This window comes from Sphingomonas qilianensis (assembly GCF_039614825.1).
Lineage (GTDB): Bacteria > Pseudomonadota > Alphaproteobacteria > Sphingomonadales > Sphingomonadaceae > Sphingomonas > Sphingomonas qilianensis.
This window is the reverse complement of the sequence record NZ_JBDIMF010000004.1, coordinates 190,430-213,364: the sequence shown is the minus strand read 5'-3', so window position 1 is coordinate 213,364 and position 22,935 is coordinate 190,430. Positions and strand designations below refer to the sequence as shown.

Below are 22,935 nucleotides of genomic sequence, written 5' to 3'. Positions count from 1 at the left end.
GCGCATTACGGTCGAACGGCGACAAGCTGTTGATAAATGACGACTATCTATGAATTTTGCCGGAGCGGGAGGCATTTGAACCGCCATGCTGCTTGCCAACACAAAAAACGGCCCGGTGTCGCCACCGGGCCGCCTCTCTATCCGCCGAAGCAGACGCTAGCGCTTAGTCGCGATCGGTGTTCAAAAACGCCGGTGCGAACTCAGGCTCGCCCTCGCTCCCGCTCTCTGTGCGCGCCGGACGCCCATCGTCCTTGGCGCCGCCATCGCGACGCGGGCCACGGCCGCCATCGCCATCACGACGCGGGCCACGCGGGCCACGATCGGCGCCGCCGTCACCACGGCCACCGCCGCCGCCAGCACCACCGTCGCCGCGCGGCCCACGGCCACCATCGCCATCACGACGCGGGCCACGGCCCTCGCCGCGCGGCGCACGATCACCGCCTTCGCGCGGTTCACGCGCCGGGCGGGTGTCTTCCAGCTCTTCGCCGGTTTCCTGGTTCACGACGCGCATCGACAGGCGCACTTTCCCGCGCGGGTCGATTTCCAGAACCTTGACCTTCACGTCCTGGCCTTCGCTCAGCACGTCGCTGACCTTCTCGGTGCGCTCGTTGCGGATTTCCGAAACGTGCACCAGCCCGTCCTTGCCGCCCATGAAGTTCACGAACGCCCCGAAATCGACCAGGTTGACGACCTTGCCGTCATAGACCTTGCCGACTTCCGCTTCCTCGACGAGGCCCTTGATCCACTTCACCGCCGCCTCGATCTGCGCCGGATCGGACGAGCTGACCTTGATCACGCCCTCGTCGTCGATATCCACCTTGGCGCCCGTTTGCGCGACGATCTCGCGGATCACCTTGCCGCCGGTGCCGATCACTTCGCGGATCTTCGATTTGTCGATCGAGAAGGTCTCGATGCGCGGCGCGTGTGCCGAAAGTTCTTCACGCGTATGGTCGAGCGCGCGGGCCATTTCGTTCAGGATATGCGCGCGGCCTTCCTTGGCCTGCGCCAGCGCCTTGCCCATGATCTCTTCGGTGATCCCGGCGATCTTGATGTCCATCTGCATCGTGGTGATGCCCTCGGACGTGCCGGCGACCTTGAAGTCCATGTCGCCGAGATGATCCTCGTCGCCGAGGATGTCGCTCAATACCGCGAAGTTCTTGCCTTCGAGGATCAGCCCCATGGCGATGCCCGAGACCGGGCGCTTCAGCGGCACGCCGGCGTCCATCATGCTGAGCGAGCCGCCGCACACGGTCGCCATCGACGACGAGCCGTTGCTCTCGGTAATGTCGCTGAGCACGCGGATCGTGTACGGAAACTCTTCCTTGCTCGGCAGCACCGGGTGCAGCGCGCGCCAGGCGAGTTTGCCGTGGCCGACTTCGCGACGCCCGGGGGCGCCGAAGCGGCCGACTTCGCCGACCGAATAGGGCGGGAAGTTATAGTGCAGCATGAAGTTTTCGTAGGACAGGCCGTTGAGGCCGTCGATCATCTGCTCGGCGTCGCGCGTGCCGAGCGTGGTGGTGCAGATCGCCTGCGTCTCGCCGCGCGTGAACAGCGCCGAGCCGTGCGTGCGCGGCAGGAAGTGGACCATCGCCTCGATCGGGCGGATCTCGGTGGTGGTGCGGCCGTCGATGCGCGTGCCGTCCTTCAGGATCGCGCCGCGGACGATTTCCGCTTCCAGCTTCTTCATCAGCTTGCCCGCGGCCATCTGGTCCTGCGGCGTCGCATCGGCGAACGCGGTCTTGCCCTTGGCGCGCGCGGCGTTGAGCAGGTCCGAACGCTTGGACTTGTCGGTCACCTTATAGGCGGCGGCGATGTCCTTGCCGATCAGCTTCTTCAATTTGTCCTTGGCGGCGGTGAGATCGGCCTGCTCGGCCATTTCCCACGGCTCCTTGGCGGCCTGCTCGGCCAGGTCGATGATCAGATTGGCCGCCTCGCGGCACGCGTCATGCGCGAACTTCACCGCGCCGAGCATGACCTCTTCGGACAGCTCCTTGGCTTCGGATTCGACCATCATTACGGCATTGCCGGTGGCCGCGACGACCAGGTCGAGCTCGCCCTCCTTGATCTGCTCCACCGTCGGGTTGAGGATATATTCCCCGTCGATATAGCCGACGCGCGCCGCGCCGATCGGCCCCATGAACGGCACACCCGAAATGGTCAGCGCCGCGGATGCCGCGACCATCGCCAGCATATCCGGCTCATTCTCGCCGTCATAGCTGAGCACCTGGCAAATAACGTTGATCTCGTTATAAAAACCCTCCGGAAACAAAGGCCGAATCGGCCGATCGATCAGGCGGCTGGTCAGCGTTTCCTTTTCGGTGGCGCCGCGCTCGCGCTTGAAGAAGCCACCGGGGATGCGGCCGGCGGCGCTATACTTTTCTTGATAATGGACGGTGAGGGGGAAGAAATCCTGGCCCTCCTTCACGGTGCGTGCGGCCGTTACGGCGCAGAGCACGACGGTTTCGCCGAGCGTGGCGAGCACGGCGCCATTGGCCTGGCGCGCGACGCGGCCGGTTTCCAGCGTCAGCGTCTTGCCGCCCCATTGGGCGCTTACGGTCTTGGTATCGAACATATTGTTTCCTTCAACGCCACCCGCCAGATGCGGATGGGGCCTATGTGCAGGCTAAGCCGGCCTGCGCGGTTTCGGGCCTGTCGTGGCCCTGCTTGGCCAAGCCGCCGAATTGCGGAATGGCGAAAGAGGATATGAAAACGGCGCCCGAAGGCGCCGTTTCCGGGTTACTTGCGAAGACCGAGCTTCGCGATAAGATCGAGGTAGCGCTGGCCTTCCGTCTTGCGGAGATAATCCAGCAGCGAGCGCCGCTTGTTGACCATCATCAGCAGCCCGCGGCGCGAATGATTGTCCTTCTTGTGCGTCTTGAAATGCTCGGTCAGGTTGCGGATACGCTCGGTGAGGATCGCGACCTGGACTTCGGTGGAACCGGTATCGCCTTCGGCGCGGCCGTGATCCTTGACCAGCGCGTCCTTGCGCTCTGCGGTAATCGTCATATTCTTCAGTCCTTCGACATCGAGCTACAGATTGAAGCCACGAACGACGCGGACCTCGCGGTCCTGGACCTCCACCAGCGCCACGGGGAGATCCCCGAAACACGCAAAATATTGGCCGTCGTCTGCGACAATCCCGATCAACACCCGCCCCTGTCGGAGCGGCCCTGCCTGATCGGGGGTAAGAGGAAGGGCCGGGATGTCGTCCAGCGCCGCCCTCAAGGGCAGGAGTTTGTCTTCTAGCGCGCGGGCCTTACCGTTTTCGGCCAGAATGTCCAGCGATATCGCGGATTCGAGCGTGAAGGGGCCGGCTTTGGTCCGGCGCAGCATGGTGACGTGGCCCACGGTGTTTAGGGCGAGGGCGATGTCGCGGGCAAGGCTGCGGATGTAGGTGCCTTTGGAGACGTGCGCGGTGAGGGTGATGGCATCCAAACCGGCGCCGACTTCTCCACTGTCACCCAAGCGAAATTTGGAGACTTGCGAGGGAACGGGTGCGCGTGCCTCATCGAGATCCCAGCTTTCGCTGGGATGACATGCCTGAAGAGCGTGAATGACCACTGATCGGCTTGCCAGCACGACCTCCTCGCCCGCCCGAGCCAGATCATATGCCCGCTGCCCGTCGACTTTCAGCGCGGAATAGGCCGGCGGCACCTGTTCGATCGGGCCGGTGAAGCGCGGCAGCACCGCTTCGATCTCGGCCAGCGTGGGCCGCGCGTCGCTTGTTGCGATTGTCTTGCCTTCCAGATCAAGCGTATCCGTCTGCACGCCAAAGCCGATCGTGAAGTCATACACCTTGTCGCTGTCCAGCATGCGACCAGCAAGCTTCGTCGCCTCGCCGATGGCAATCGGCAGCACCCCGGTGGCGAGCGGATCCAGCGTGCCGCCATGACCGACCTTGAACTTGCCATAGCCGCCATCGCGCAGCGCCCGCTTCACCGCCGAGACGCCCTGCGTCGACCCGAGCCCGAGAGGCTTGTCGAGAATGATCCAGCCATGCATCTTTACGCTCCGGCGCCGGCACCAAGCGCTTCGTTGAAATGCCGCCGGCACAGCGCGACGTACAGGTCATTGCCGCCGATTTCCGTTTGTCGCCCCTCGGCAACGGGCATGCCCGCGGCATCGACGCGCAGGTTCATCGTCGCCTTGCGCCCGCACATGCACACGGACTTTATCTCGATCAGCGTATCGGCAATGGCCAGCAGTCGCGCGGAGCCCTCGAACAGCTCGCCCTGAAAATCGGTGCGCAGGCCGTATGCGAGCACCGGGATACCGTGCACGTCAGCCAGCGTGGCGAGTTGATCGACCTGGGCAGCGGTGAGAAACTGCGCCTCATCGACCAACACGCACGCTGGCGGTGCCTCGCCCGCGCGGTGCACGATCGCGACCAGATCGGTATCCCGCTCGAACGCGATGGCATCAGCGCCGAGCCCGATGCGCGACGTAACCGTGCCCGCCGCAAAGCGATCATCGATCGCCGCCGTGAACAGCACGGTACGCATGCCGCGCTCGCGATAGTTGAAATCGGCCTGCAGTAAATTGGTCGATTTGCCGGCGTTCATGCTGGCATAGTAGAAGTACAGCTTGGCCATCAGCCGTTTGCGTTGTCTGCATCGTCAGCAGAATTCAGGTCGCGTGCAACCTTTGGATCGCGCAGCAATTGCTCGATATGGCTGCCTTCGTCGAAGCTCTGGTCGATCAGGAATTTCAGCTTTGCAGCATATTTCATGCTGATGCGGTTGGCGCATTCGCGCTGCAGATATGCGGTGTTGGTGCGCAATGCCTTCAACACGGCTTCCTCGTCCTTGCCGAGCAAGGGCTTCACGAACACAGTCGCGTGGCGCAGATCGGGGGACATGCGCACTTCGGTGACCGTGACCATGTGTTTGGCCAAGGTCTCGTCATGCACATCGCCGCGGGCGAGGATGTCGCTCAGCGTGTGACGCATCTGTTCGCCGACCCGCAGCAAGCGGACAATGCGGGATTCGGAGGTATCGGTGGATCTCATGACGCGGCCTTCCTGCCTGCGTCACCCCGGCAAAAGCCGGGGTCTCGTGCCGCAGGGAAGACGGCGGGGTCAGCCCTGCGGCACGAGATGCCAGCCTGCGCTGGCATGACAGCTGAAATCAAAGAGTACGGTCGCGCAGCTCGACTTCGAATGTTTCGAGGAAGTCGCCCGGCTTGATATCCACGAAATTCGACGTGAACGTCACGCCGCACTCCAGACCTGCGCGCACTTCCGCGACATCGTCCTTAAAGCGACGCAGCGAGGCGATTTCCCCTTGATAGATGATGACATCTGCCCGGGTGATACGCGCCTTGAGTGCCTTGCGGATGATGCCTTCGGTAACGAGCAGACCGGCTGCCTTGCCGTGCTTGCCTGCCGAGAACACGTCGCGGATTTCCGCGCGGCCAACGACCGTTTCGAACGCCTCGGGGCCAAGCTCGCCCGCCATACCGGCGCGGATCTCGTCGGTCAGCGTGTAGATCACGTCATAATATTTGAACGCGACCTTCTGCCGTTCGGCGATCTCGCGTGCCTTGGCGTTGGGACGGACGTTGAAGCCAATGATCGGCGCGCCCGAAGCACCGGCGAGCGTCACATCGCTCTCGGTGATGCCGCCAACGCCTGAATGCAGCACGCGCGCCTTGATCAGATCGGTCGAGATCTTGTTGATCGCGTTGACGATCGCCTCGACCGAACCTTGCGTATCGGCCTTCACCACCAGCGGATATTCGATCGCCTGCTTTTCCTTGAGTGCACTGAACATGCTCTCGAGGCTGGCGGGACCCGACGAGGTACGCTTGCTGGTCATCACGCCTTGGCGATATTCCGCCACTTCGCGTGCGCGCGCCTCGTTTTCCACGACCGACAGCGGATCGCCCGCACGCGGGACACCCGACAGGCCGAGCACTTCGATCGGCATTGATGGACCGGCCTCCTTGATCTGCTGGCCCTTGTCGTTGGTCATCGCGCGAACCTTGCCGCTCTCGCCACCGACGACGAAGATGTCACCGACCTTCAGCGTGCCGCGATTGACGAGGATCGTCGCCACCGGGCCACGGCCCTTATCCAGCTTGGCCTCGATCACGGTGCCTTCGGCAGCGCGATCGGGATTGGCCTTCAATTCGAGCAGTTCGGCCTGCAGCTGGATCTTCTCGATCAGTTCGTCGAGCCCGGTCTTCTGCAGCGCAGAAACTTCCACGTCCTGCACGTCACCGGACATTTCCTCGACGATCACCTCATATTGCAGCAGTTCCTCACGGACCTTCTGCGGATTGGCGCCGTGCTTGTCGACCTTGTTGATCGCCACGATCATCGGCACGCCGGCCGCCTTAGTGTGGTTGATCGCCTCGATCGTCTGTGGCTTGATGCTGTCGTCCGCCGCCACGACCAACACGACGATATCCGTCACGTTGGCGCCGCGCTGGCGCATTTCGGTGAACGCTTCATGGCCCGGCGTGTCGAGGAAAGTGATCTTCGACTTGTCCTTCAGGGTGACCTGATAGGCGCCGATATGCTGCGTGATGCCGCCGGCTTCGCCGCGCACCACATCCGTGCCGCGCAACGCATCGAGCAAGCTCGTCTTGCCGTGATCGACATGGCCCATGATCGTGACGACGGGAGGACGCGGTACAGCGTTCTCGTCCGCCTCGACATCGCCCTCGATCGCCAGATCGACGTCCGAATCGCTGACGCGGACGATAGTGTGGCCGAATTCGGTAACCAGCAACTCGGCCGTGTCCTGGTCGATCGTCTCGGTCAAAGTAACGGGCATGCCCAGCTTGAACAACGTCTTGACCAGATCGGCGCCCTTCTCCGCCATACGAATGGCGAGCTCCTGGACGGTGATCGCTTCCGGCACGGCGACGTCGCGGATCTGCTTGGCCTGCACTTCGCGCGGGCCGCCCATGCGACGGTTTTCCTTCTCACGCGCACGCTTCAGTGCGGCGAGCGAACGGGCGCGGGCGCCATCGCCATCGTTGAGCGCGCGATTGACCGTCAGCTTGCCACCGCGACGTTCATCGCCGGTCCGGCCGCGTGTCGGCTGCGGACGCTGCAGAGTCTCGCCGGCGCGCTTGATCGGGCTGCCGGGGCTGGCCGGAGCCGAGGGCGGGTTGGACGAGGTCGGCTGCGCCGCCGGCTCGGGCGCGACGACGGGCGCCGGCGCCGGCTTGGGGCGCTCGGGGCGGGGCACGGGCGTGAAGCGACGTGGCGCCGGCATGCTGGGATCAAGCCCAAACAAAGTCGGGGCCGGCGGAGCCGGTGGGGCGACGGGCGCAGGCGCCGGTGGTGCGACCGGCGCTGGTGGTGCGACCGGCGCGGGGGCAGCGACCGGCGCTGGCGCTGGCGCTGGCGCTGCTGGTGCGACGGCTGGCGTCGGTTCGGGCGTTATCGGCACCGTTGCGGGCGCGGGTGCTTCGGCCTTGATCTCGGGTTGCGGCGCAGGCTCGGGCGCGGCGGGCGAATCGGCGGCGTCACCGGCGCGGCGTGCCTCTTCGGCACGGCGACGGGCTTCGTCAGCCGCATCGAGACGCTCGCGCTCCTCGCGACGGCGCGTTTCCTCAAGCGCGTTCATGCGCGCTTCGTCGGCTTCACGCAGCAACTTGGTCTGCAGTTCCTGGCGGGACAGCAGCGAATTGGCGGGCGAGACCGGGGCAGGCGCCGGACGCGGCGGGGCGGCGGGCGCGGGAGCCGCGACCGGCGCCGGTGCGGCTTCCTCGACGACTGGCGCTTCGGGCGCGGCGCCGGGCGCCAGGATGCGGCGGCGCTTCACTTCCACGACCACGGTATTCGAGCGACCATGGCTGAAGCTCTGCTTCACCTGGCCGGTCTCGACCGTGCGCTTCAGCCCCAGCGGCGCGCGCATACCCAGTTTCGGCTTCTCGTTGTCGGTATCGCTCACTCGAATTCCTCGTAACTGTCGTCGGCCAAATCGGTAGTCAGATCATCGCCGTCTTCTTGGGACGCCGATGCGCCCTGCGAGGCCGTTTCGCAAGGCGGGAGGATTGGGTCAGGGCCGATGAAATGCAACCAGCGGTCGAGCGTTTCACGCACCCGCCTGGCTGCATCGGGATCAGTCAGGCCGATATGTACCACATTCTGCCTGCCCAGTGCCACGGCCAATATGGTGCGCGGGACCGGAAGAACCAACCCCCTGCGATCGCTGCCTTCTTCATCGTTGCCGACGCGCCAGGCCTGATCGAGCTTGCGGTTGCCATCGGCGCCCGCATCGCACGCGTGCAGCAGCAGATGGAGCTTGCCGGAGCGCGCCGCGGTCTCAATCTTCTCCGCGCCGCTGAACAGCCCGCCGGACCGCGATTCTAGCCCGAGCCGATCGAGCGCGGCGCGTTCCAGCGCGGTCTCGACCTTTTGCGGAAGGTCGTCCGGGATGCCGATCGGCCCGGTCTTGAACGCGCGTGCCAGCGCGCCTTTCAATTTGCCCTTGGCGATGGCGGTTTCCAGCTCGGCTTTGGTCACGCCGATCCACGCGCCACGACCGGGGGCCTTGGCGCGCACGTCGGGCAGCACGCTACCATCGGGGCCGAGGGCAAGACGCACCAGCGCGGCCTGCGGCGCGCGATCACCGATCAGGATGCAGCGGCGGATCGGGTCGCTCGATTTACGGGCACTGGCGCGCGTATCCGAACGGAGAGCCCCGCCCGGCGCGCCGTCGGTCCCGCCAGCAAGCGGAGAAGAAGTAGCGCCTAGCGTGTCATCGTGAGGATTCCGCATGCGCGTCCTCCTGCGGTTTCGGCGCGTCCCGATCGGCGATCAACTGCCCCCCGGCGCCGTAATTTTCCGTATTCACTTCCTCGATCACGATCTGCACCGCAGCGGGGTTCTTGCCCAGCCGCGCGACCAGGCTGGCGGTGACGTCGGCGACGAGTCCCGCTTTCTGCTCCTTGGTGGCGCTGCCCGCCATGCGGATGCTGACGAACGGCATCAGGCTTGCTCATCCTCGAACCAGTGCGCGCGCGCGGCCATGATGATCTCATTGCCTTGCTCGTCCGACAGGCCGTATTCGCCAAGCACGCCGCCCTTGTCCTCGGGGCGCTTATTGTCCGTTTCGGCGCGGCGGCGCTGTTCCTGGCGCTTTTTCTGCACCAGCTCGTCGGTCGCCAGATCGGCGAGATCGTCGAGCGTCAGGATACCGGCCTTGCCGAGCGTGACGAGCATCGCTTCGTTGAGGTGCGGCAACGCGGCAAGATCGTCGGCCACGCCGAGCTCGCGGCGCAGCACGCGATTGGCTTCCTCGCGGCGCTCTAGTGCCTCGGTCGCACGGCTCTGCAGCTCGGCGGCGAGATCTTCGTCGAAACCTTCGATCGAGGCGATTTCCTGCACCTCGACATAAGCGACCTCTTCCAGCGCGCCGAAGCCCTCGGCAACGAGCAACTGCGCCAGCGTCTCATCGACGTCGAGTTCGGTTTGGAACATTTCGGTGCGCTCGGCGAATTCCTTCTGGCGCTTCTCGGAGGCGTCGGCTTCGGTCAGGATGTCGATCGCCTTGCCGGTCAGCTGCGACGCAAGACGCACGTTCTGGCCGCGACGACCAATGGCCAGCGACAGCTGATCGTCGGGCACGACGACTTCGATACGATCCTCTTCCTCATCGATCACCACGCGCGACACCGAAGCTGGCTGCAGCGCATTGACGACAAAGGTCGCGGTGTCGGGCGACCAGGGGATGATGTCGATCTTCTCGCCCTGCATTTCCTGCACGACCGCCTGCACGCGGCTGCCCTTCATGCCGACGCACGCGCCGACCGGATCGATCGAACCGTCGTGCGAGATGACACCGATCTTGGCGCGCGAGCCCGGATCACGCGCGGCGGCCTTGATCTCGATGATGCCGTCGTAGATTTCCGGCACTTCCTGCGCGAACAACTTCTTCATGAAATCGGGATGCGCGCGGCTGAGGAAGATCTGCGGGCCACGGTTTTCGCGGCGGACGTTGAGGATCAGCGAGCGGATGCGATCGTTGACGCGCACCACTTCGCGCGGAATCTGCGCATCGCGGCGGATGACGCCTTCGGCGCGGCCGAGATCGACCACGACATGGCCGAATTCGACGCGCTTGACGACGCCGGTGATGATCTCGCCCATGCGATCCTTGAACTCGTCATACTGACGATCGCGCTCGGCATCGCGGACCTTCTGGAAGATCACCTGCTTGGCGGCCTGCGCGGCGATGCGGCCGAATTCGATCGGGGGCAACGGATCGACGATATAATCGCCGACGACCGCACCCTTCTGCAGCTTCTCGGCTTCCTTCAGGTTCACCTGCTTGAAGTAATCATCGACCTGCTCGACCACTTCGACGACGCGCCACAAGCGCAGATCGCCGGTCGTGCCATCAAGCTTGGCACGGATGTCGTTCTCGGCGCCGTACCGCGAGCGCGCGGCGCGCTGGATCGCGTCCTCCATCGCTTCGATCACGATCGCCTTATCGATCATCTTCTCGGTCGCGACGGCATTCGCGATTGCGAGCAGCTCGGCCTTGTTGGCGGAAACGGCGCTGAGAGCCATGATTTATCCTTCTTGCCTATTGGTGGCGCTGGTCGGCGCCGCGTCGTCATTGTCTTGGTCTTCGATGTCGTCGCTATCGTCTTCGAAGATTTCTTCCTCGTCCGCGCCTTCGATCGAGAGCGGTCGGGTCGCCGCGAGCAGCCGATCGGTGAACAGCAATTTGGCATCGGCGACCTGATCGAAGCCAATCGTCATGATGCCATGCTTGCTGACGTCGATCGAGATGCGATCGCCCTCGACGCCGACGAGATCCCCGGTCAATTGCTTGCGCGCCTCGATCGGCGCTTTCAGCGCGATGCGCGCTTCATGCCCGGCCCAGTCGGCAAAATCCTGCAAACGGGTCAGCGGGCGATCGATGCCGGGGGAGGACACTTCGAGGCGATATTCGCTTTCGATCGGATCCTCGGCATCCATCACGTCGGAAATGCGGCGCGACAATTCGGCGCAATCGTCGATCGTCAGCTGACGCGTATCGGGCCGCTCGGCCATGACTTGCAACGTGATGTCGCCCGCGCCGCCGAACAGCTTCACGCGCACGAGATCGAAGCCCAGGGCTTCCGCCTCGGGAGCAATGAGTGCCGTCAGTTTGGCGAGATCGGCCAAGGATGTTCCAGACGTTGATTGCAAGACATGGGTTGTTGCCGCCGGAACCGGGTGGCTCCAGCCTCTTCACCTGACGATGTAGAGAATGTAGCTATGATATAGGCCGGTAGAGGGACGGTGGCAAGCATCCAACATCGGCGCCGCGCGTTGGCCTTTACGAACCGGATCAGGGGATGACCATGCGCACGATATATCTGACTTTGCCCGCCTTGCTGATCGCCTGCGGCGGTAACGCCGCAGCGCCCGCTACCGCGCCGTTCACCAAGACGGTGGTTGCCGATCTCGAATCACCTTGGGCGATGACCTTCCTGCCCGACGGCCGCATGCTGGTGACCGAAAAGGCCGGCCAGCTGAAATTGGTTTCGGCCGATGGCGCCGCCATAACCACCGTGGCGGGCGTGCCGACGGTGTCGAGCGAGGGGCAGGGCGGGCTTATGGATGTCGTCTTGGCGCCAGCCTTTGCCAAAAACCGCCAGGTTTATGTCAGCTTCTCGCAGCTTGGCGCGAACGGCAAGGGTGTGGTGCTGGCGCGCGGCACGCTGAGCGAAAGTGGCGGTGTGGCGCGGCTCGATAATGTCGCAACGCTGTTCCGCGCCCAGCCTTATGTCGCGGGCGACGGGCATTTTTCCGGCCGCATCGCTTTCTCCCCCGACGGACAATATCTGTTCTTTACCAATGGCGATCGGCAGAAATTCGATCCGGCGCAGGATCGGACTGAGACGCTTGGCAAGGTGCTGCGGCTGACGCTCGATGGCAAGCCGGCGCCGAGCAATCCGCTCGCCGCCAAGGGCTTTGACCCGGCCGTGTGGAGCTATGGCCATCGCAACCTGCTTGGTATCGCGTTCGATGCGGCGGGCAATCTGTGGGAACAGGAAATGGGCCCGAGAGGCGGTGACGAGGTCAATCTGATCCAGCCGGCCAAGAATTACGGCTGGCCAAACGCCTCGAACGGCAGCCATTATGACGGGCGTGACATTCCCGATCATGCGCCGGGCGACGGCTTCGAGGCGCCCAAAGTATCGTGGAATCCCGTCATCTCGCCGGCCGGGCTGATGATCTATTCGGGCCAGATGTTCCCTGCGTGGCAGGGTGATGCATTTATCGGCGGGTTATCGAGCAAGGCGCTGATCCGCGTTGATCTCAACGGGATCAATGCGTCGAAGGGCGATCAATGGGATATGGGCGCGCGCATCCGCGAGGTCGAGCAAGGGCCGGATGGCGCGATCTGGGTGCTGGAGGATGGCCAGCGTGGATCGCAGGGGCGGCTGATCAAGCTGACGGCGGGGCGGTGATGCCGTCGCGCCAACCACCCCCTAACCGAATAGCGTCACCGCAGCGAAGGCTGTGGTCTTCTGCGGTTCCCGTCCTGCGCCTGCCGCATGAGATCCCACCCTTCGCCGGGATGACGGCCGGGGGGCATTGGCGCGCGGATCACGCCCGCACAATCAGATAATTCATTCTTGCCGCGGCAATCGGCTTTTCCGCGTCATCCTGCCATGCCGTCGCCTCGACATTGGCAACGCGGTTGCCCAGCCGCGTGACGATGCCGGCGCTGTAGGTCAGCTTGTCGCGCCCGCCGCGCATGAAATCGACCGTCACGTTGATCGGTTTGATGCGGCCGCCACCATCCTCGGCCAAGGCACGCTGCAAGGCGACGATCGCAGCCATTTCCATCAGCCCGCTGATCGCGCCGCCGTGCAGGAAGCCGGGACGGCCGAGCACGCCATCGGCATAGGGCATGATCAGGCGGCAGCCATCGGCGCGCTCGGGATCGACATACAGGCCGAGCGTCTCGGCATAGGGCGGCAGCATCAGAAATAGCCCTCCGGCGCCATGAACGTGCCGGCGACATGCGCCAGCGGATCGGCCGGATCCCCGTCATGCGCCTGGCCCCGCACGAAGGCGATCGAGCGCGTGATGCGGTAGCATTCGCCGCGCCCGATCACCGTTTTGCCCGGCGTCGCTGGGCGGAGATAATCGACGCGCAGATCGAGCGTGGCGTGCGCGCGGAAGCCGTTGAGCTTGAGCCATACCGACATGCTGGTGGCCATATCCATCATCGACAGGATCGGCCCCGAGGCAATCACGCCGCTTTCCGGATCGCCGATCAGCCGAGGATCATAGGGCATCGCCATTTCTGCCCAATCGGGGCCGTGCGCGCTATAAATGAGGCCAAGATGCCTGCCATGGCCGCCCGCGCCGCTTTTCATAAAGCGCTCAGGATCAAAGACGAAATTCGGGATGCTCATGAGGCGCGTCTATACCGGCCAACGGGTCGACGCAAAGTGCCTGAGGTGGGTTGCATATTACAACTGGCAGCGGCAGCTAGAGGCGACAGGTAGGAGATGGCCGATGACCGATCAAACTGAGCAGACCGAGCGCGTATCCATCGCCATTGCCGACCATATCGCCGACGTGCGTCTTACCCGTGCGGACAAGATGAACGCGATCGATCCGGCGATGTTCAAGGCGATCGGCGCGGCGATCGATACGCTGGCGACGCGCAAGGATGTCCGTTGCGTGGTCTTGTCGGGCGAGGGTAGGGCGTTTTGCGCCGGGCTGGATATGGCGAGCATGGCGGCCGGGGGATCCGGCCTGGCGCTCGATCCGCGCAACGCGCACGGCGCGATCCTGCCGCAGCACGTCACCTGGGGCTGGCGCACTCTGCCGATGCCGGTGATCGCTGCGGTGCACGGCGTTGCGATGGGTGGCGGCTTCCAGATCATGTCCGGTGCCGATATCCGCATCGCCGCGCCGGACACGCGCTTCGCCATTCGTGAAACCTATTGGGGGCTGGTGCCCGATATGGCGGGCTTCCCGATCTGGCGCGGGCTGGTGCGCGACGACGTGTTGCGCGAGCTGGTGTATACCGCACGCGAATTCGCTGCCGCGGAAGCGCTGGCGCATGGCTTCGTCACGCGGCTTGCGGATGATCCGTACGCCGCGGCGATGGCCCTCGCCCGCGAGATTGCCGGGCGCTCGCCGCATGCCGTTCGCGGCGCCAAACGGCTGTGCAACATGGCGCATGACGCCGATCCGCGTGCGATGCTGGTGGCGGAGACGGAAGAGCAGATGAAGGTGATCGGCAAGCCCAACATGATGGAGGCGGTGGCCGCCAATATGGGCAAGCGCGCGGCGGTGTTCGCGGATTAAGGGGGGGCTAGCGCCGCGGGCGGATCAGGTCGGCGGCGAGCTCTTCGCTCGCCACCGTCTGCAGCGCCGCCGCCTGGGCGGGCGACAGGCCGAGCTCATCCGCTGCGCCCTCGCCCCGGCCCAGGATGCGGGGATCGATGCCGGTGACGCGGCCGAACACGATCAGCGCCTCGAGATAATAGCCCGCCAGGCTGGCATGATATTGATCGAACGACCACAGACCGAGCTGCCCGAAGGCGGTGCCGTCATAGGGATTGGCATCCGCCACGCCGGTGACAAAAGCGCGGTTCCAGGCCTGCCCAACGGGAAGCACGCTGGACAGGCCGGGCGCGGCGGCGCGCGCGCGATCGGCGGCGCGACGCAGATCCTCCGCCATGGCGGTGACGGGTTTGCCGTACCAATGGCCGGTCGGGCGATAGGTCTGATCGGCGCGGCTCCAGGTCGCCATCAGATGCACCGAAACCGCGGGATTGCGCGTCTTGAACAGTGTGACGAAGCGGCCCGTGTCGCGCACAAGGGCGGTGGCGTCGCCCGGGCGCTGCGGATCCAGCGTGCTATATTCCTGCAGCACGACGACGTTCCAGGCGCGATCAAGCAGCCCGCGGCGCGTGTCATAATGGAAGCCCAGCGTCTGCCCGCCCTGCGTTTCCAGGCTGACCTGATAATTGAGCCGCACCTGTTCGGTGAAATGCTTGAACAAGGCGGGCACGCCGCCATAGCCGGCATTGTTGAGATCGCTGACCGTGTCCGCGCGCCAATTGCGCAGCGGCGAAAGGGCACCCTGCGTAAAGCTGTTGCCGACAAACAGAATGGTCCGCGGCGCTGCCGCCGGGGCCGTGTGCGGCGTGACCTGCGCGGCGGCGGGGGCCGCCGCCAGCGCAGCCGCGATGATTACGCAGAATTTCATCGCGGCCTCCGGCGGCATGGTTTTCCAAGAACAGCCAACCTTCTTTCATATTATAACGGCTTAGCGTCAATCGATGGTTGGTTTCCTGGGCGTCGTTGGCTCCGACGGAGATGCACCGATTTGGGCAGGCGATGTTGGCGATATGGCCGCCGTCCGCAATGTATCGATGGGTTGATCATGGAGAGGGTCGCCCACATCAACCGGAGGCCCGGGATTATTCGCTGTCAAAGGTCGGACTGGCATGCTCACAGCCGACCATCCAATATTGTTCACGGCGCCGGCGAAAGCGTGGCAGGGGCTCTGCGAAACAGGCGAGAGATCGTTCAAGGGCGGCGGGCGATCAATTGGCGAAAGCTCCCCGGCGGCGCCACGCGGCGCTGCGCCACGCGGCGCCAGCCAGAGCTTCTAGGACGTGGCGATAATCTTTTTCGCGAACATAACAATCATCGCAACCCAGAGGCGTAATGAAGCGATATCCCGCCCCAGCGAGAAATTCTCGTATTTCCTTTCGCTGCGGCAGCCAGTTATGTTCAATCGTCAATATCCGAAAAGAGTATTCGTCGAACGGAAAGCTCTTTAAAAGAGTAAGCTCGGATCCTTCAGTGTCGAGGCTCCAATAGTCTATTATCCTTGGCGCATCATATTGTTGTAAGACTGAACGAATGGTTCGCGTCGCTTTCGGCACCGTTGGCAGAAGTCCCTGTTTGTCCGTTTTTAATTTGAAGCTTGCCTGAGCATAGGCGAGGTGATCCGGTGCATATTCCGCTAATATTCCTCCTAGGGCTAGGGCATCTTCTAGAAAATCCGCAGATCCATTCGTGTCATAGAAGCACACGTTGATGCACGGACAATTCCGATTATGCTCAAGTTGGCGGAAAAATTTACTATTGGGCTCAACGCAGATGCCCTGCCATCCATAGTATTTCTCCAGCAACAGCGTGTTGCTGAATTTCACCCCATCGGACGCTCCGGAATCGAGGAAAAAGCCGCCGCGCTGTCCGAATAGAATTTCGAGCACGAACAGGTCCTGGCCGTATTGAGAGATCATGACGCCGGCTCCCGCTATTACCGCCGAAAGGCAGCGGAGCGCCATCCCGACGCGCCCAGAGCCGGTCGCGGCGCGGCGGGGTCCAGGCGACTGTCGAGATGATGCATGTCTTGATGCCGGTAACCAAAAAGCATGGTGATATTGATCCGGTGATTCTCGTAGTCGGGATCAAAATCAACGGCTTCGGTCGCGTGGAAGAGATCGGAGTTAAAGATAATTGCTCGGTTTTGCCGATATGGCACCCGAATCGAGCTGGCCTGTTTGCGCTGCAGATAAGCACCGATCGCATCCAGGTTTCCGTTGTAGAAATCGAAATTCCAGTTCAGCGGCGCTTGCGCATCATAGATCACCATTCCGCCGGAGCTTTCGTCGCGATTTGCGCTGGTCGGTGTGATCCAGAAGTTCACGTTGATGGCGGCGAAGTCGGCATGAATGGTCGAATCCGCCGGCAAAGGCTGGCCGATCTTGAACGCCCAAAGCTGCTGAAGGGGGTAGTTTCGCCCAATCACCCGGGGCAAGGCGTCCCTGAGTTCCTCCGCGACCTGAAGCAGGAGCGGGCAATTAAAGCCGTCGCGGAAAAACGCGCCGAGCCGTCCGTGATTATAGCGATTGCCCGACCAGACGGTCGACTCAAGGCAAAAAAGTCGCAGACTTTCCAGCGCGTCCCGCGACAGGAATTCGTCCACGATGGCAATGCCGCAGCGGCTGGCGAGATACTCGTCTTCGACTTGCCCGGCGCTCCACGAGGCGGAAAGTGCTCGTGGTACCCGCGGGGTCGATCGCCGGTGCAAAATACGATTGTAGACATGACCGATCCGCGCGCTGTTCTCGGGGTCCAGCGGCGTCGGTACCTCCCGGGGTGTCTCCCGGCCGGCAGGTCGCATTGCCTCAATGAGCTTTTGATAGTGGGCAAGGATCGGTTCGAACTGGTCGCCCAAGATGCCGCGGGCGCGCAGATAGGAAATCTGTTCCCAGTCATGCCGCAGTTTGGACGCGGTCAGGAAAACGCGCGTCTGATTGGGGAAAACCGGCGGCCCGTCCTCTTCTCGCAGCCACTGGCTGCCCCAAAGAAGGGTGGAGAGCAAAGCGGCGTATTCGCCAGCGCGGTGGATATCCTGTCCACGCAGGCAGTCCATAAACCGATCGTCGAGGAAGCGGATCGGGTCGTCTCCCTCGGCAAACATTGTGTGGCAAAGGCGTAGCGCTTCGGCACGTGCGCCGGCGATGACGAGCTGGGTCAGCTGATTCCGGCGGACGCCGGCTCCATGTTCGACAGCGCGGATCGCAGCCATCGGCGAGGGTGGCATCATCCGCCGCCCTGATCGCGCTGCAACAGGCCCAAGCGCTTGAGATTCGTCGCATGCAAGGCCAGTGCTTCTAACGATATGGTGGCCAGCCGGGGGCCGAAGAAGCCCCGTTCGAGCCAGCCGCGAGTGCCGCCACCGCCCGTGCTATGCTCCGTGACATGCGTGCCGCTCTGCTGCGTTCCCGTACCGCCAGGAGAATGTTCGGTGGCGTCCGACAGGACAAGCCCGGCGCGCATTCCGGCGGCAAAGGAGTGAATCCAGCCCCGGGTGCCGCCGCCGCCGGTGCTGTGCTCTGTTACGTGTGTGCCGCTCTGTTGCGTTCCCGTGCCGGATGGGGAGTGCTCCGTCCCGTCCGTCACGGCCAGCAGCGTTCGGAGCGCTTCCGAGATTAGCCGCTCGTCAAGACGCACAATTGGCACGCTGACGGCGGCGCCGCGGATGAGCGCGGCGAGCAGCGAGGCGTCGCCATGTTCAAGCACCGCGGCGCTGAATGCCTCGACAAAATCTTCCACCTGCTGTGCCGGAGGCTCGTCATAGCGCAGAGCACGATCGAGAAACCAGCTGACCAGTCCTTCATTCGACATCATGAGATAGATCAGACGGTTGAGCGACAGAGCTTCTTCCGGCGGCAGCTTCCGGCCATGCACGTACTCGGCCAATATCTGTGCTGGGTCGGTCACGAACTGCTCGCGCAGCAGATAGTCGGCGGACATTGCGTTGAAGAGGGCATCGACGCGCCGCACGGTCGCGGCGAAGCCCAGCGTGGGCGTAGCGTGGCTGGCATTCCCGTCCATGGATTGTCCTTCCATTTATCAGGTCGGTGGAGGGGCTTGGTTGCGCCGTTCGCCATCCCGGGGGTGCAGTCGGAAGAACGGACTACAAAAGCTCCTCTTCGCACACGACCGAAGCCAAATCCTTCCGAGAAAATTACTAAAGATCCTGTGGAGAAAGTTGTGAAAAGTAATTTCTGCGGAGTGGCAACCAAAATTCGCCAAATCTCGATGATTCTCCATGTCAATTTATTATATATGTGCCGGTGAAGCAATGATGGTGGACTGTCATGTTTGTACTATTGTGCCGCGTCACCGGCGGCTTGCTATGGCAGTATAAGGCAGCAGACTGTCGGAAAATTAACAAAATGACATTAACTGCAGGACGGAGAGACGGCGGCGTCAAATGCGTAGTTCCTCGCCGATCAGTTCGTCATATCCGTATTAAGTCGCTGAAAATGGTCGAGGCCGGCGCGCCCGTTTGGGGCACTCGGTTAGAATTAGCGGAGTATTTTTAACACAGCGCGTGACGGCCGCCAAACGACTGATATCCTGTCATCTCGGCAATTGCCGCCGAGTGTTCAAGTTGTACCATCGTCGACAGTTTCGAGCGAACGTCATGCCAAATTCGGTAAAAACGGCCCAAGTAGGTCGTTTACGCCGCTGCTTCGATGTCTCGAGACGTGAAATTAATGGTCGCTCAGTTTTGCTTCTTCATCGGCTGTGATAAAAGCGAATAACGATAAGAATCGAGTCCAGTCCTGATTTAGAGGGAGTGTGAAGATGATCCTTTCGGCTTTTTCCCGCACCACGGTCGCCGCGCTTGCGATGGTCCTCTCCACCGAGGCTGCTGCCAGCACGTTCGTGTTTGATTCGGACCCCTTCGCCGGCACAACGGCGCTCACCACTCCGGGCCGCCAAGTGATCGGCGGCGAGACCTTCATCACGTTTGATATTGCCAATGATTTGTTTGTTTTCGATCGATCTGCGTTTGGACTTTGGGGGGGAATCAGTTTTGGAACCGGGACTGTCTCCGGCCTGCCGACCTCGGGGCTGAACGTGATCGTTGTGGGTGACACCGACAATGACGCCGATTTAGGCACCCCATTCGGGGCGGGTAGCGCCGCGAATCTTTTAGCCAATCGGATTACTTCGGACGGCGCCGGTTTCTTTATCTACTTCAATAGCGCGCTTGATCAGCCGCGGCTGGTGTTTTCGACAAACCTTTCCGAGCCGACGGCAGACCTCAAGATCCTGGCGCGCCTGACGAACCTGGCTGGAAATCCGGGGTCATTGGCGAACTTCACGGCGTCCAACTTCCAATTCGCTGCCGCTATCCCCGAACCGGCATCGTGGGTGATGATGGTCAGTGGGTTCGGTTTGGTTGGTGCTTCGCTGCGCCGTCGGGCGCGCGCAGCGGCAAGCTATGCCTGAACTGGTTTAAGCGTTCCGACCCGCGTTGGCATCAACGCCAGTCCTGTTCGATTTGTTCGAGCGTTTTGCCCTGCGTTTCGGGCAGCGTCCGAAAAATGAAGACAAAGCCGATCGCGCAGATGACGCCCATAGACGTGCGGGTAATCGACGACTGGTTCACCGCCCGCCCGCTGGGTCTAGTGATCGAACTGAAGGTCGGCCGGGGCCGGGTGATCGTCTGCGGCTTTGCGGTCGACGGCCCGGATGCAGAGGATCCTGTCAGCCGCCAGCTGGTGGCCAGCTTGGAGGGCTATATGGCGGGCGACGCATTTCGGCCGGCGACCACGATCACTCCGGAGCAATCACGGCGGCTGGAAGCCACCTAGGCGGACAATGCCGTGAATGCCGCTTCACCCGGGCAACGATATATATTCGACGACCGTGTCAGTGATGGCGGGTATGGAGGGTGGAGGAGCGGCCATCGTCAGCCTGCCGGGGCCGCTTGCAGATCCTGCACGGCGTGCACGAGCTCGATCCACATCGCGCCTTCGGGGATGACATATTCGTTCTCTCCCCAGAAGAATGGCCAGTCCTCGTGGTTTTCGGGAAAGTCGGGCTTGATGACCAGCACGCCCGGCACGACGCCGCCGGCGATGAAGGAAAAGTCGGCGCGGTTGTTGCCGTAGGCGACCTCCTTGGACTGCGTACCGACGCCGGACACGAACGAAATGTCGGAGCCGGGATGATGGCCGACCAGGAATTCGAGGCCGCGGAATACCGGGTCGGCGGGCATGATTTCCGGGAACGCCTTGTGGAGGACATATGCGTTGAGTGCGGTGCTGAGGACAGTGCCGCTCCCGGCCCAGCCGCCCGTGGTGATCGGCACGCCGAACGGACTGGCAGTCGCGTTCTTCGTGGCGGCGGCGGCAAAGGCGCGGACGGCGGGGATCATGCCGTCGCGATAGCTGGCCGGCATCACGGGGATGGCCGCGACGGCATCGCGGGGGTTGAACATAAAGGTCTTTTCCATCGCGGGCCAAAGCGATTGTACTGCAGTCGCATAGCGCGGATCGCGCGTCGTGCGCAGCAGTTCGACCGCTGCGGAGAAGCGTTCGGCATCGAGCGGGCCACCGGTGGTGTTGCCGTGTTGATAAAGGTCGGGCGCGTGCGACTGTTCCTCCGCCCAGATCTTGGTGGCGATGCCCAACGCCTTTGTCGACAGGGCGGGGTCCATCTCTTTCAGCGCGCGCGATGTCGCGGCAAGCGCGGCGATCGAGCCGTAGTTCAGCGCCGAGGCCTTCGTCGTGAACGCCCAGCGATCATCCGGCGTGCCGCTGCGACCATTTTTCTCCTCGCCGATCTTGAGCATCGGATCGTAGATCAGCCCGTCCGTCTTGGTTGAGGCGTCACCGAGGTGCGTATATTGCGCGACATCGGGTTCGACGATGCCGTGAATGGCATGGCCGACCGCGTCGAACTGCGCGATCAGTTGTAGCGCGCCGTGGCGGATCTGCTGGAGGAGGTCGGGCGTGCCGTCGGGGACGTGCAGTTCGGTGCGCCGGCGCGTCCAATCGACGCTGGTCGTGTCGCGGGTCGGGCGCCAGCGTTCCCACGTGTCGACCAGCGAACGGACGACCTGATATTGCGATTGGGTGCGGATGTCGAAATCGCCGGCATCGAACCAGCCGCCGACGGCAAGGCCGGGGATATGGTCGCCCGGCTTGAAGCGCGTGTCGGTAGTCGGTCCCTGCGCGTAGAGATCGATATGTTCATGATCAACCGGCGCCTGCCGGGCATCGTCACGGTGCGCGTCGCCGTGCCACACGCGGTTGCCTTCGTTGACAAACATATGGTCCATCGCGACCGGGAAATAGACATCGAGTGTGGGATGCCACGCCCCGGCATAGGCGTCGGCGGCGATGCGGAACGGGGCGGTGCGGGTCTCGCCATATTCGATGACGTAGAGGCCGGGATCGCGGACGGCGCTGAAATCGAGCTGAAGGTAATTGTAACGCAGGTAATCGCCCCAGCGTTTGGCGGGCGCAGTCTTTACCGGCGTCATCCGTCCATCCTCGCCGATGCGCAGCAGGCGCGCGGGCAGCGTCCGACGATCGTTGCGGTCGAGCTCGATCGTCGCGACCTTGGCCCCCGTCGGGGTGTAGCCGAGTTGCGAATGCGCGATCACCGGCGGGCGTAGCCAGCCGGGAACGCTGTTCGGCTGGATCGTCCATTCCAGCACCTTGCCGGTCCGCCCATTGGGCAGGATCGAGCGCAGCACGAACCAGCCATTCTGCGCTTGGTTGCGCCCATCGAACAACTGCACCGGCGCGGTGGAGGTGATCGTCACCCGCCGCGCCGGATCTTCGGGCGCCAGGACGAAGCGGGTGCCCTGCGCGATCGCGGTCGGCTCCGCCCCCGGCCCTTCGTTGCGGCCGCTGGCGGCGTTGCGCTCGGGCGTCGCGGTCATCGCGTCGGCGGGGTAGAGCGGGAAGGTGCCGGTGCGCCCGTCCGCCATGTAGCTGTGGTGGAAATACGCGGTCGGCAGGAATTCGAGATTGAAGCCCGCCTTGCCCGCGAGAGCGGCGGGCACCGGCGCGTCCAAGATCACCGACACCGCGACCGCGCCGTCGCGGCGTTCCGATCGGATCTGATACCGCCAGTTATAATCTGGATATTCGAGCGTTACGGTGATGGCGCCGGTGGCTGTATCAACCTTGCGCTCGACGAGCCGCCCGATGGCATCCCACTGTCCGGGCGTGGAGGAGAGGCGCACATCGCCGTTGGTCGCGGTGCGTGTGCCCTGCTGGATGATCTCGACGCCGCTGATCTTCGAATCGGCGAACAGGCCGTCATACCAGTTGGAGAAGACCAGGACGTTGACTGCGGGCGCTTCGTAATACCCCGCCTTGCCCAGCACCATTTCTGGCTGAGCCGGCGTCCGGATCGTCGTTTGTGCGGTAGCTGTCGTGGTCGCGGTGGTCCCGGCCAACAGCACGGCGATCAGCCCGCATGCAGCGTATCGCGCCATGTCCATCCTCTTTCCCTATGTCGTGCGATGCTGTTCGCATCGTCCCCGCTGTTCATAGCGCTAACATTTCAGGGCGCCAGAGCCAATGCGCCGCTGAATTTCGCAATGGTTTAAGGCGGCTTACATCGCCATCCGTGGCGGGACCCATGTTGCAAATCGCTGACGTCGTCGAGGC

Annotated in this window: 21 protein-coding genes; 4 read left to right on the top strand and 17 right to left on the bottom strand. The window is 63.2% G+C overall.

Translation table 11 applies throughout. The features are described 5' to 3' along the window. Nucleotides 1-163: 163 nt before the first annotated feature. The 10 genes from pnp to rimP all read right to left on the bottom strand — a co-directional run bounded on the left by pnp (nucleotide 164) and on the right by rimP (nucleotide 11,134). Entirely contained in the window at nucleotides 164-2,572 is a 2,409-nt protein-coding gene (gene pnp, locus ABC969_RS11140) for a polyribonucleotide nucleotidyltransferase (RefSeq protein ID WP_345864981.1), read from the bottom strand. A gap of 164 nt (nucleotides 2,573-2,736) precedes the next feature. Beyond that, a complete protein-coding gene (rpsO, locus tag ABC969_RS11135) occupies nucleotides 2,737-3,006 on the bottom strand; it encodes a 30S ribosomal protein S15 (protein ID WP_261293249.1) in 270 nt (89 codons plus the stop codon). A 24-nt stretch (nucleotides 3,007-3,030) separates the two neighbouring features. Beyond that, nucleotides 3,031-4,002: a tRNA pseudouridine(55) synthase TruB gene (truB, locus tag ABC969_RS11130; RefSeq protein WP_345864979.1), complete on the bottom strand. Its 972-nt coding sequence runs from the start codon at nucleotides 4,000-4,002 to the stop codon at nucleotides 3,031-3,033. 2 nt (nucleotides 4,003-4,004) lie between these two features. Continuing rightward, nucleotides 4,005-4,592 (bottom strand): thymidine kinase, encoded by a 588-nt coding sequence (locus tag ABC969_RS11125; RefSeq protein ID WP_345864978.1) that lies wholly within the window; start codon nucleotides 4,590-4,592, stop codon nucleotides 4,005-4,007. Further along, nucleotides 4,592-5,008 (bottom strand): 30S ribosome-binding factor RbfA, encoded by a 417-nt coding sequence (gene rbfA, locus ABC969_RS11120; protein WP_345864977.1) that lies wholly within the window; start codon nucleotides 5,006-5,008, stop codon nucleotides 4,592-4,594. The genes ABC969_RS11125 and rbfA overlap by 1 nt, the downstream gene beginning before the upstream one ends. Before the next feature lie 118 nt (nucleotides 5,009-5,126). Continuing rightward, nucleotides 5,127-7,907, bottom strand: a complete 2,781-nt coding sequence (gene infB, locus ABC969_RS11115) for a translation initiation factor IF-2 (RefSeq protein ID WP_345864976.1) — start codon at nucleotides 7,905-7,907, stop codon at nucleotides 5,127-5,129. After that, complete coding sequence (locus tag ABC969_RS11110) at nucleotides 7,904-8,737, bottom strand: DUF448 domain-containing protein (RefSeq protein ID WP_345864975.1); 834 nt, start codon at nucleotides 8,735-8,737, stop codon at nucleotides 7,904-7,906. Before ABC969_RS11110 ends, infB begins: the two co-directional genes overlap by 4 nt. Beyond that, nucleotides 8,718-8,948 (bottom strand): tautomerase family protein, encoded by a 231-nt coding sequence (locus ABC969_RS11105; protein ID WP_345864973.1) that lies wholly within the window; start codon nucleotides 8,946-8,948, stop codon nucleotides 8,718-8,720. Before ABC969_RS11105 ends, ABC969_RS11110 begins: the two co-directional genes overlap by 20 nt. Continuing rightward, complete coding sequence (gene nusA / locus ABC969_RS11100) at nucleotides 8,948-10,531, bottom strand: transcription termination factor NusA (RefSeq protein ID WP_345864971.1); 1,584 nt, start codon at nucleotides 10,529-10,531, stop codon at nucleotides 8,948-8,950. Before nusA ends, ABC969_RS11105 begins: the two co-directional genes overlap by 1 nt. A gap of 3 nt (nucleotides 10,532-10,534) precedes the next feature. Then, on the bottom strand, nucleotides 10,535-11,134 hold the full coding sequence (rimP, locus tag ABC969_RS11095) for a ribosome maturation protein RimP (RefSeq protein WP_345864969.1): 600 nt from the start codon (nucleotides 11,132-11,134) through the stop codon (nucleotides 10,535-10,537). 179 nt (nucleotides 11,135-11,313) lie between these two features. On the opposite strand from rimP, the gene ABC969_RS11090 reads away from it, so the two are divergent. Beyond that, nucleotides 11,314-12,426, top strand: a complete 1,113-nt coding sequence (locus tag ABC969_RS11090; protein WP_345864968.1) for a PQQ-dependent sugar dehydrogenase — start codon at nucleotides 11,314-11,316, stop codon at nucleotides 12,424-12,426. Between the two features lie 139 nt (nucleotides 12,427-12,565). Here ABC969_RS11090 and ABC969_RS11085 read toward each other — a convergent pair whose 3' ends face one another. Together ABC969_RS11085 and ABC969_RS11080 are read right to left on the bottom strand one after the other, a co-directional pair. Continuing rightward, nucleotides 12,566-12,946 (bottom strand): PaaI family thioesterase, encoded by a 381-nt coding sequence (locus ABC969_RS11085; RefSeq protein ID WP_345864967.1) that lies wholly within the window; start codon nucleotides 12,944-12,946, stop codon nucleotides 12,566-12,568. After that, complete coding sequence (locus ABC969_RS11080) at nucleotides 12,946-13,383, bottom strand: PaaI family thioesterase (protein ID WP_345864965.1); 438 nt, start codon at nucleotides 13,381-13,383, stop codon at nucleotides 12,946-12,948. Before ABC969_RS11080 ends, ABC969_RS11085 begins: the two co-directional genes overlap by 1 nt. A gap of 103 nt (nucleotides 13,384-13,486) precedes the next feature. On the opposite strand from ABC969_RS11080, the gene ABC969_RS11075 reads away from it, so the two are divergent. Next, nucleotides 13,487-14,287, top strand: a complete 801-nt coding sequence (locus ABC969_RS11075) for a crotonase/enoyl-CoA hydratase family protein (RefSeq protein WP_345864962.1) — start codon at nucleotides 13,487-13,489, stop codon at nucleotides 14,285-14,287. A gap of 7 nt (nucleotides 14,288-14,294) precedes the next feature. Here ABC969_RS11075 and ABC969_RS11070 read toward each other — a convergent pair whose 3' ends face one another. The 4 genes from ABC969_RS11070 to ABC969_RS11055 all read right to left on the bottom strand — a co-directional run bounded on the left by ABC969_RS11070 (nucleotide 14,295) and on the right by ABC969_RS11055 (nucleotide 18,343). After that, a complete protein-coding gene (locus tag ABC969_RS11070; RefSeq protein ID WP_345864960.1) occupies nucleotides 14,295-15,194 on the bottom strand; it encodes a PEP-CTERM sorting domain-containing protein in 900 nt (299 codons plus the stop codon). Nucleotides 15,195-15,534: 340 nt separating this feature from the next. Next, on the bottom strand, nucleotides 15,535-16,242 hold the full coding sequence (locus ABC969_RS11065) for an FkbM family methyltransferase (protein WP_345864959.1): 708 nt from the start codon (nucleotides 16,240-16,242) through the stop codon (nucleotides 15,535-15,537). Nucleotides 16,243-16,259: 17 nt separating this feature from the next. Then, a complete protein-coding gene (locus ABC969_RS11060; protein WP_345864957.1) occupies nucleotides 16,260-17,552 on the bottom strand; it encodes a hypothetical protein in 1,293 nt (430 codons plus the stop codon). Next, nucleotides 17,549-18,343 (bottom strand): hypothetical protein, encoded by a 795-nt coding sequence (locus ABC969_RS11055; protein WP_345864955.1) that lies wholly within the window; start codon nucleotides 18,341-18,343, stop codon nucleotides 17,549-17,551. Before ABC969_RS11055 ends, ABC969_RS11060 begins: the two co-directional genes overlap by 4 nt. A 759-nt stretch (nucleotides 18,344-19,102) precedes the next feature. On the opposite strand from ABC969_RS11055, the gene ABC969_RS11050 reads away from it, so the two are divergent. Next, nucleotides 19,103-19,753, top strand: coding sequence for a PEPxxWA-CTERM sorting domain-containing protein (locus ABC969_RS11050; protein WP_345864953.1), 651 nt, complete (start codon nucleotides 19,103-19,105; stop codon nucleotides 19,751-19,753). 95 nt (nucleotides 19,754-19,848) lie between these two features. Beyond that, nucleotides 19,849-20,118, top strand: a complete 270-nt coding sequence (locus tag ABC969_RS11045) for a hypothetical protein (RefSeq protein WP_345864951.1) — start codon at nucleotides 19,849-19,851, stop codon at nucleotides 20,116-20,118. Between the two features lie 98 nt (nucleotides 20,119-20,216). Here the strand turns inward: ABC969_RS11045 and ABC969_RS11040 are convergent, their stop codons facing one another. Further along, the gene (locus tag ABC969_RS11040; protein WP_345864949.1) at nucleotides 20,217-22,760 is read right to left on the bottom strand and encodes a glycoside hydrolase family 9 protein; all 2,544 of its coding nucleotides are present in this window, start codon (nucleotides 22,758-22,760) and stop codon (nucleotides 20,217-20,219) included. Nucleotides 22,761-22,935: the final 175 nt, after the last annotated feature.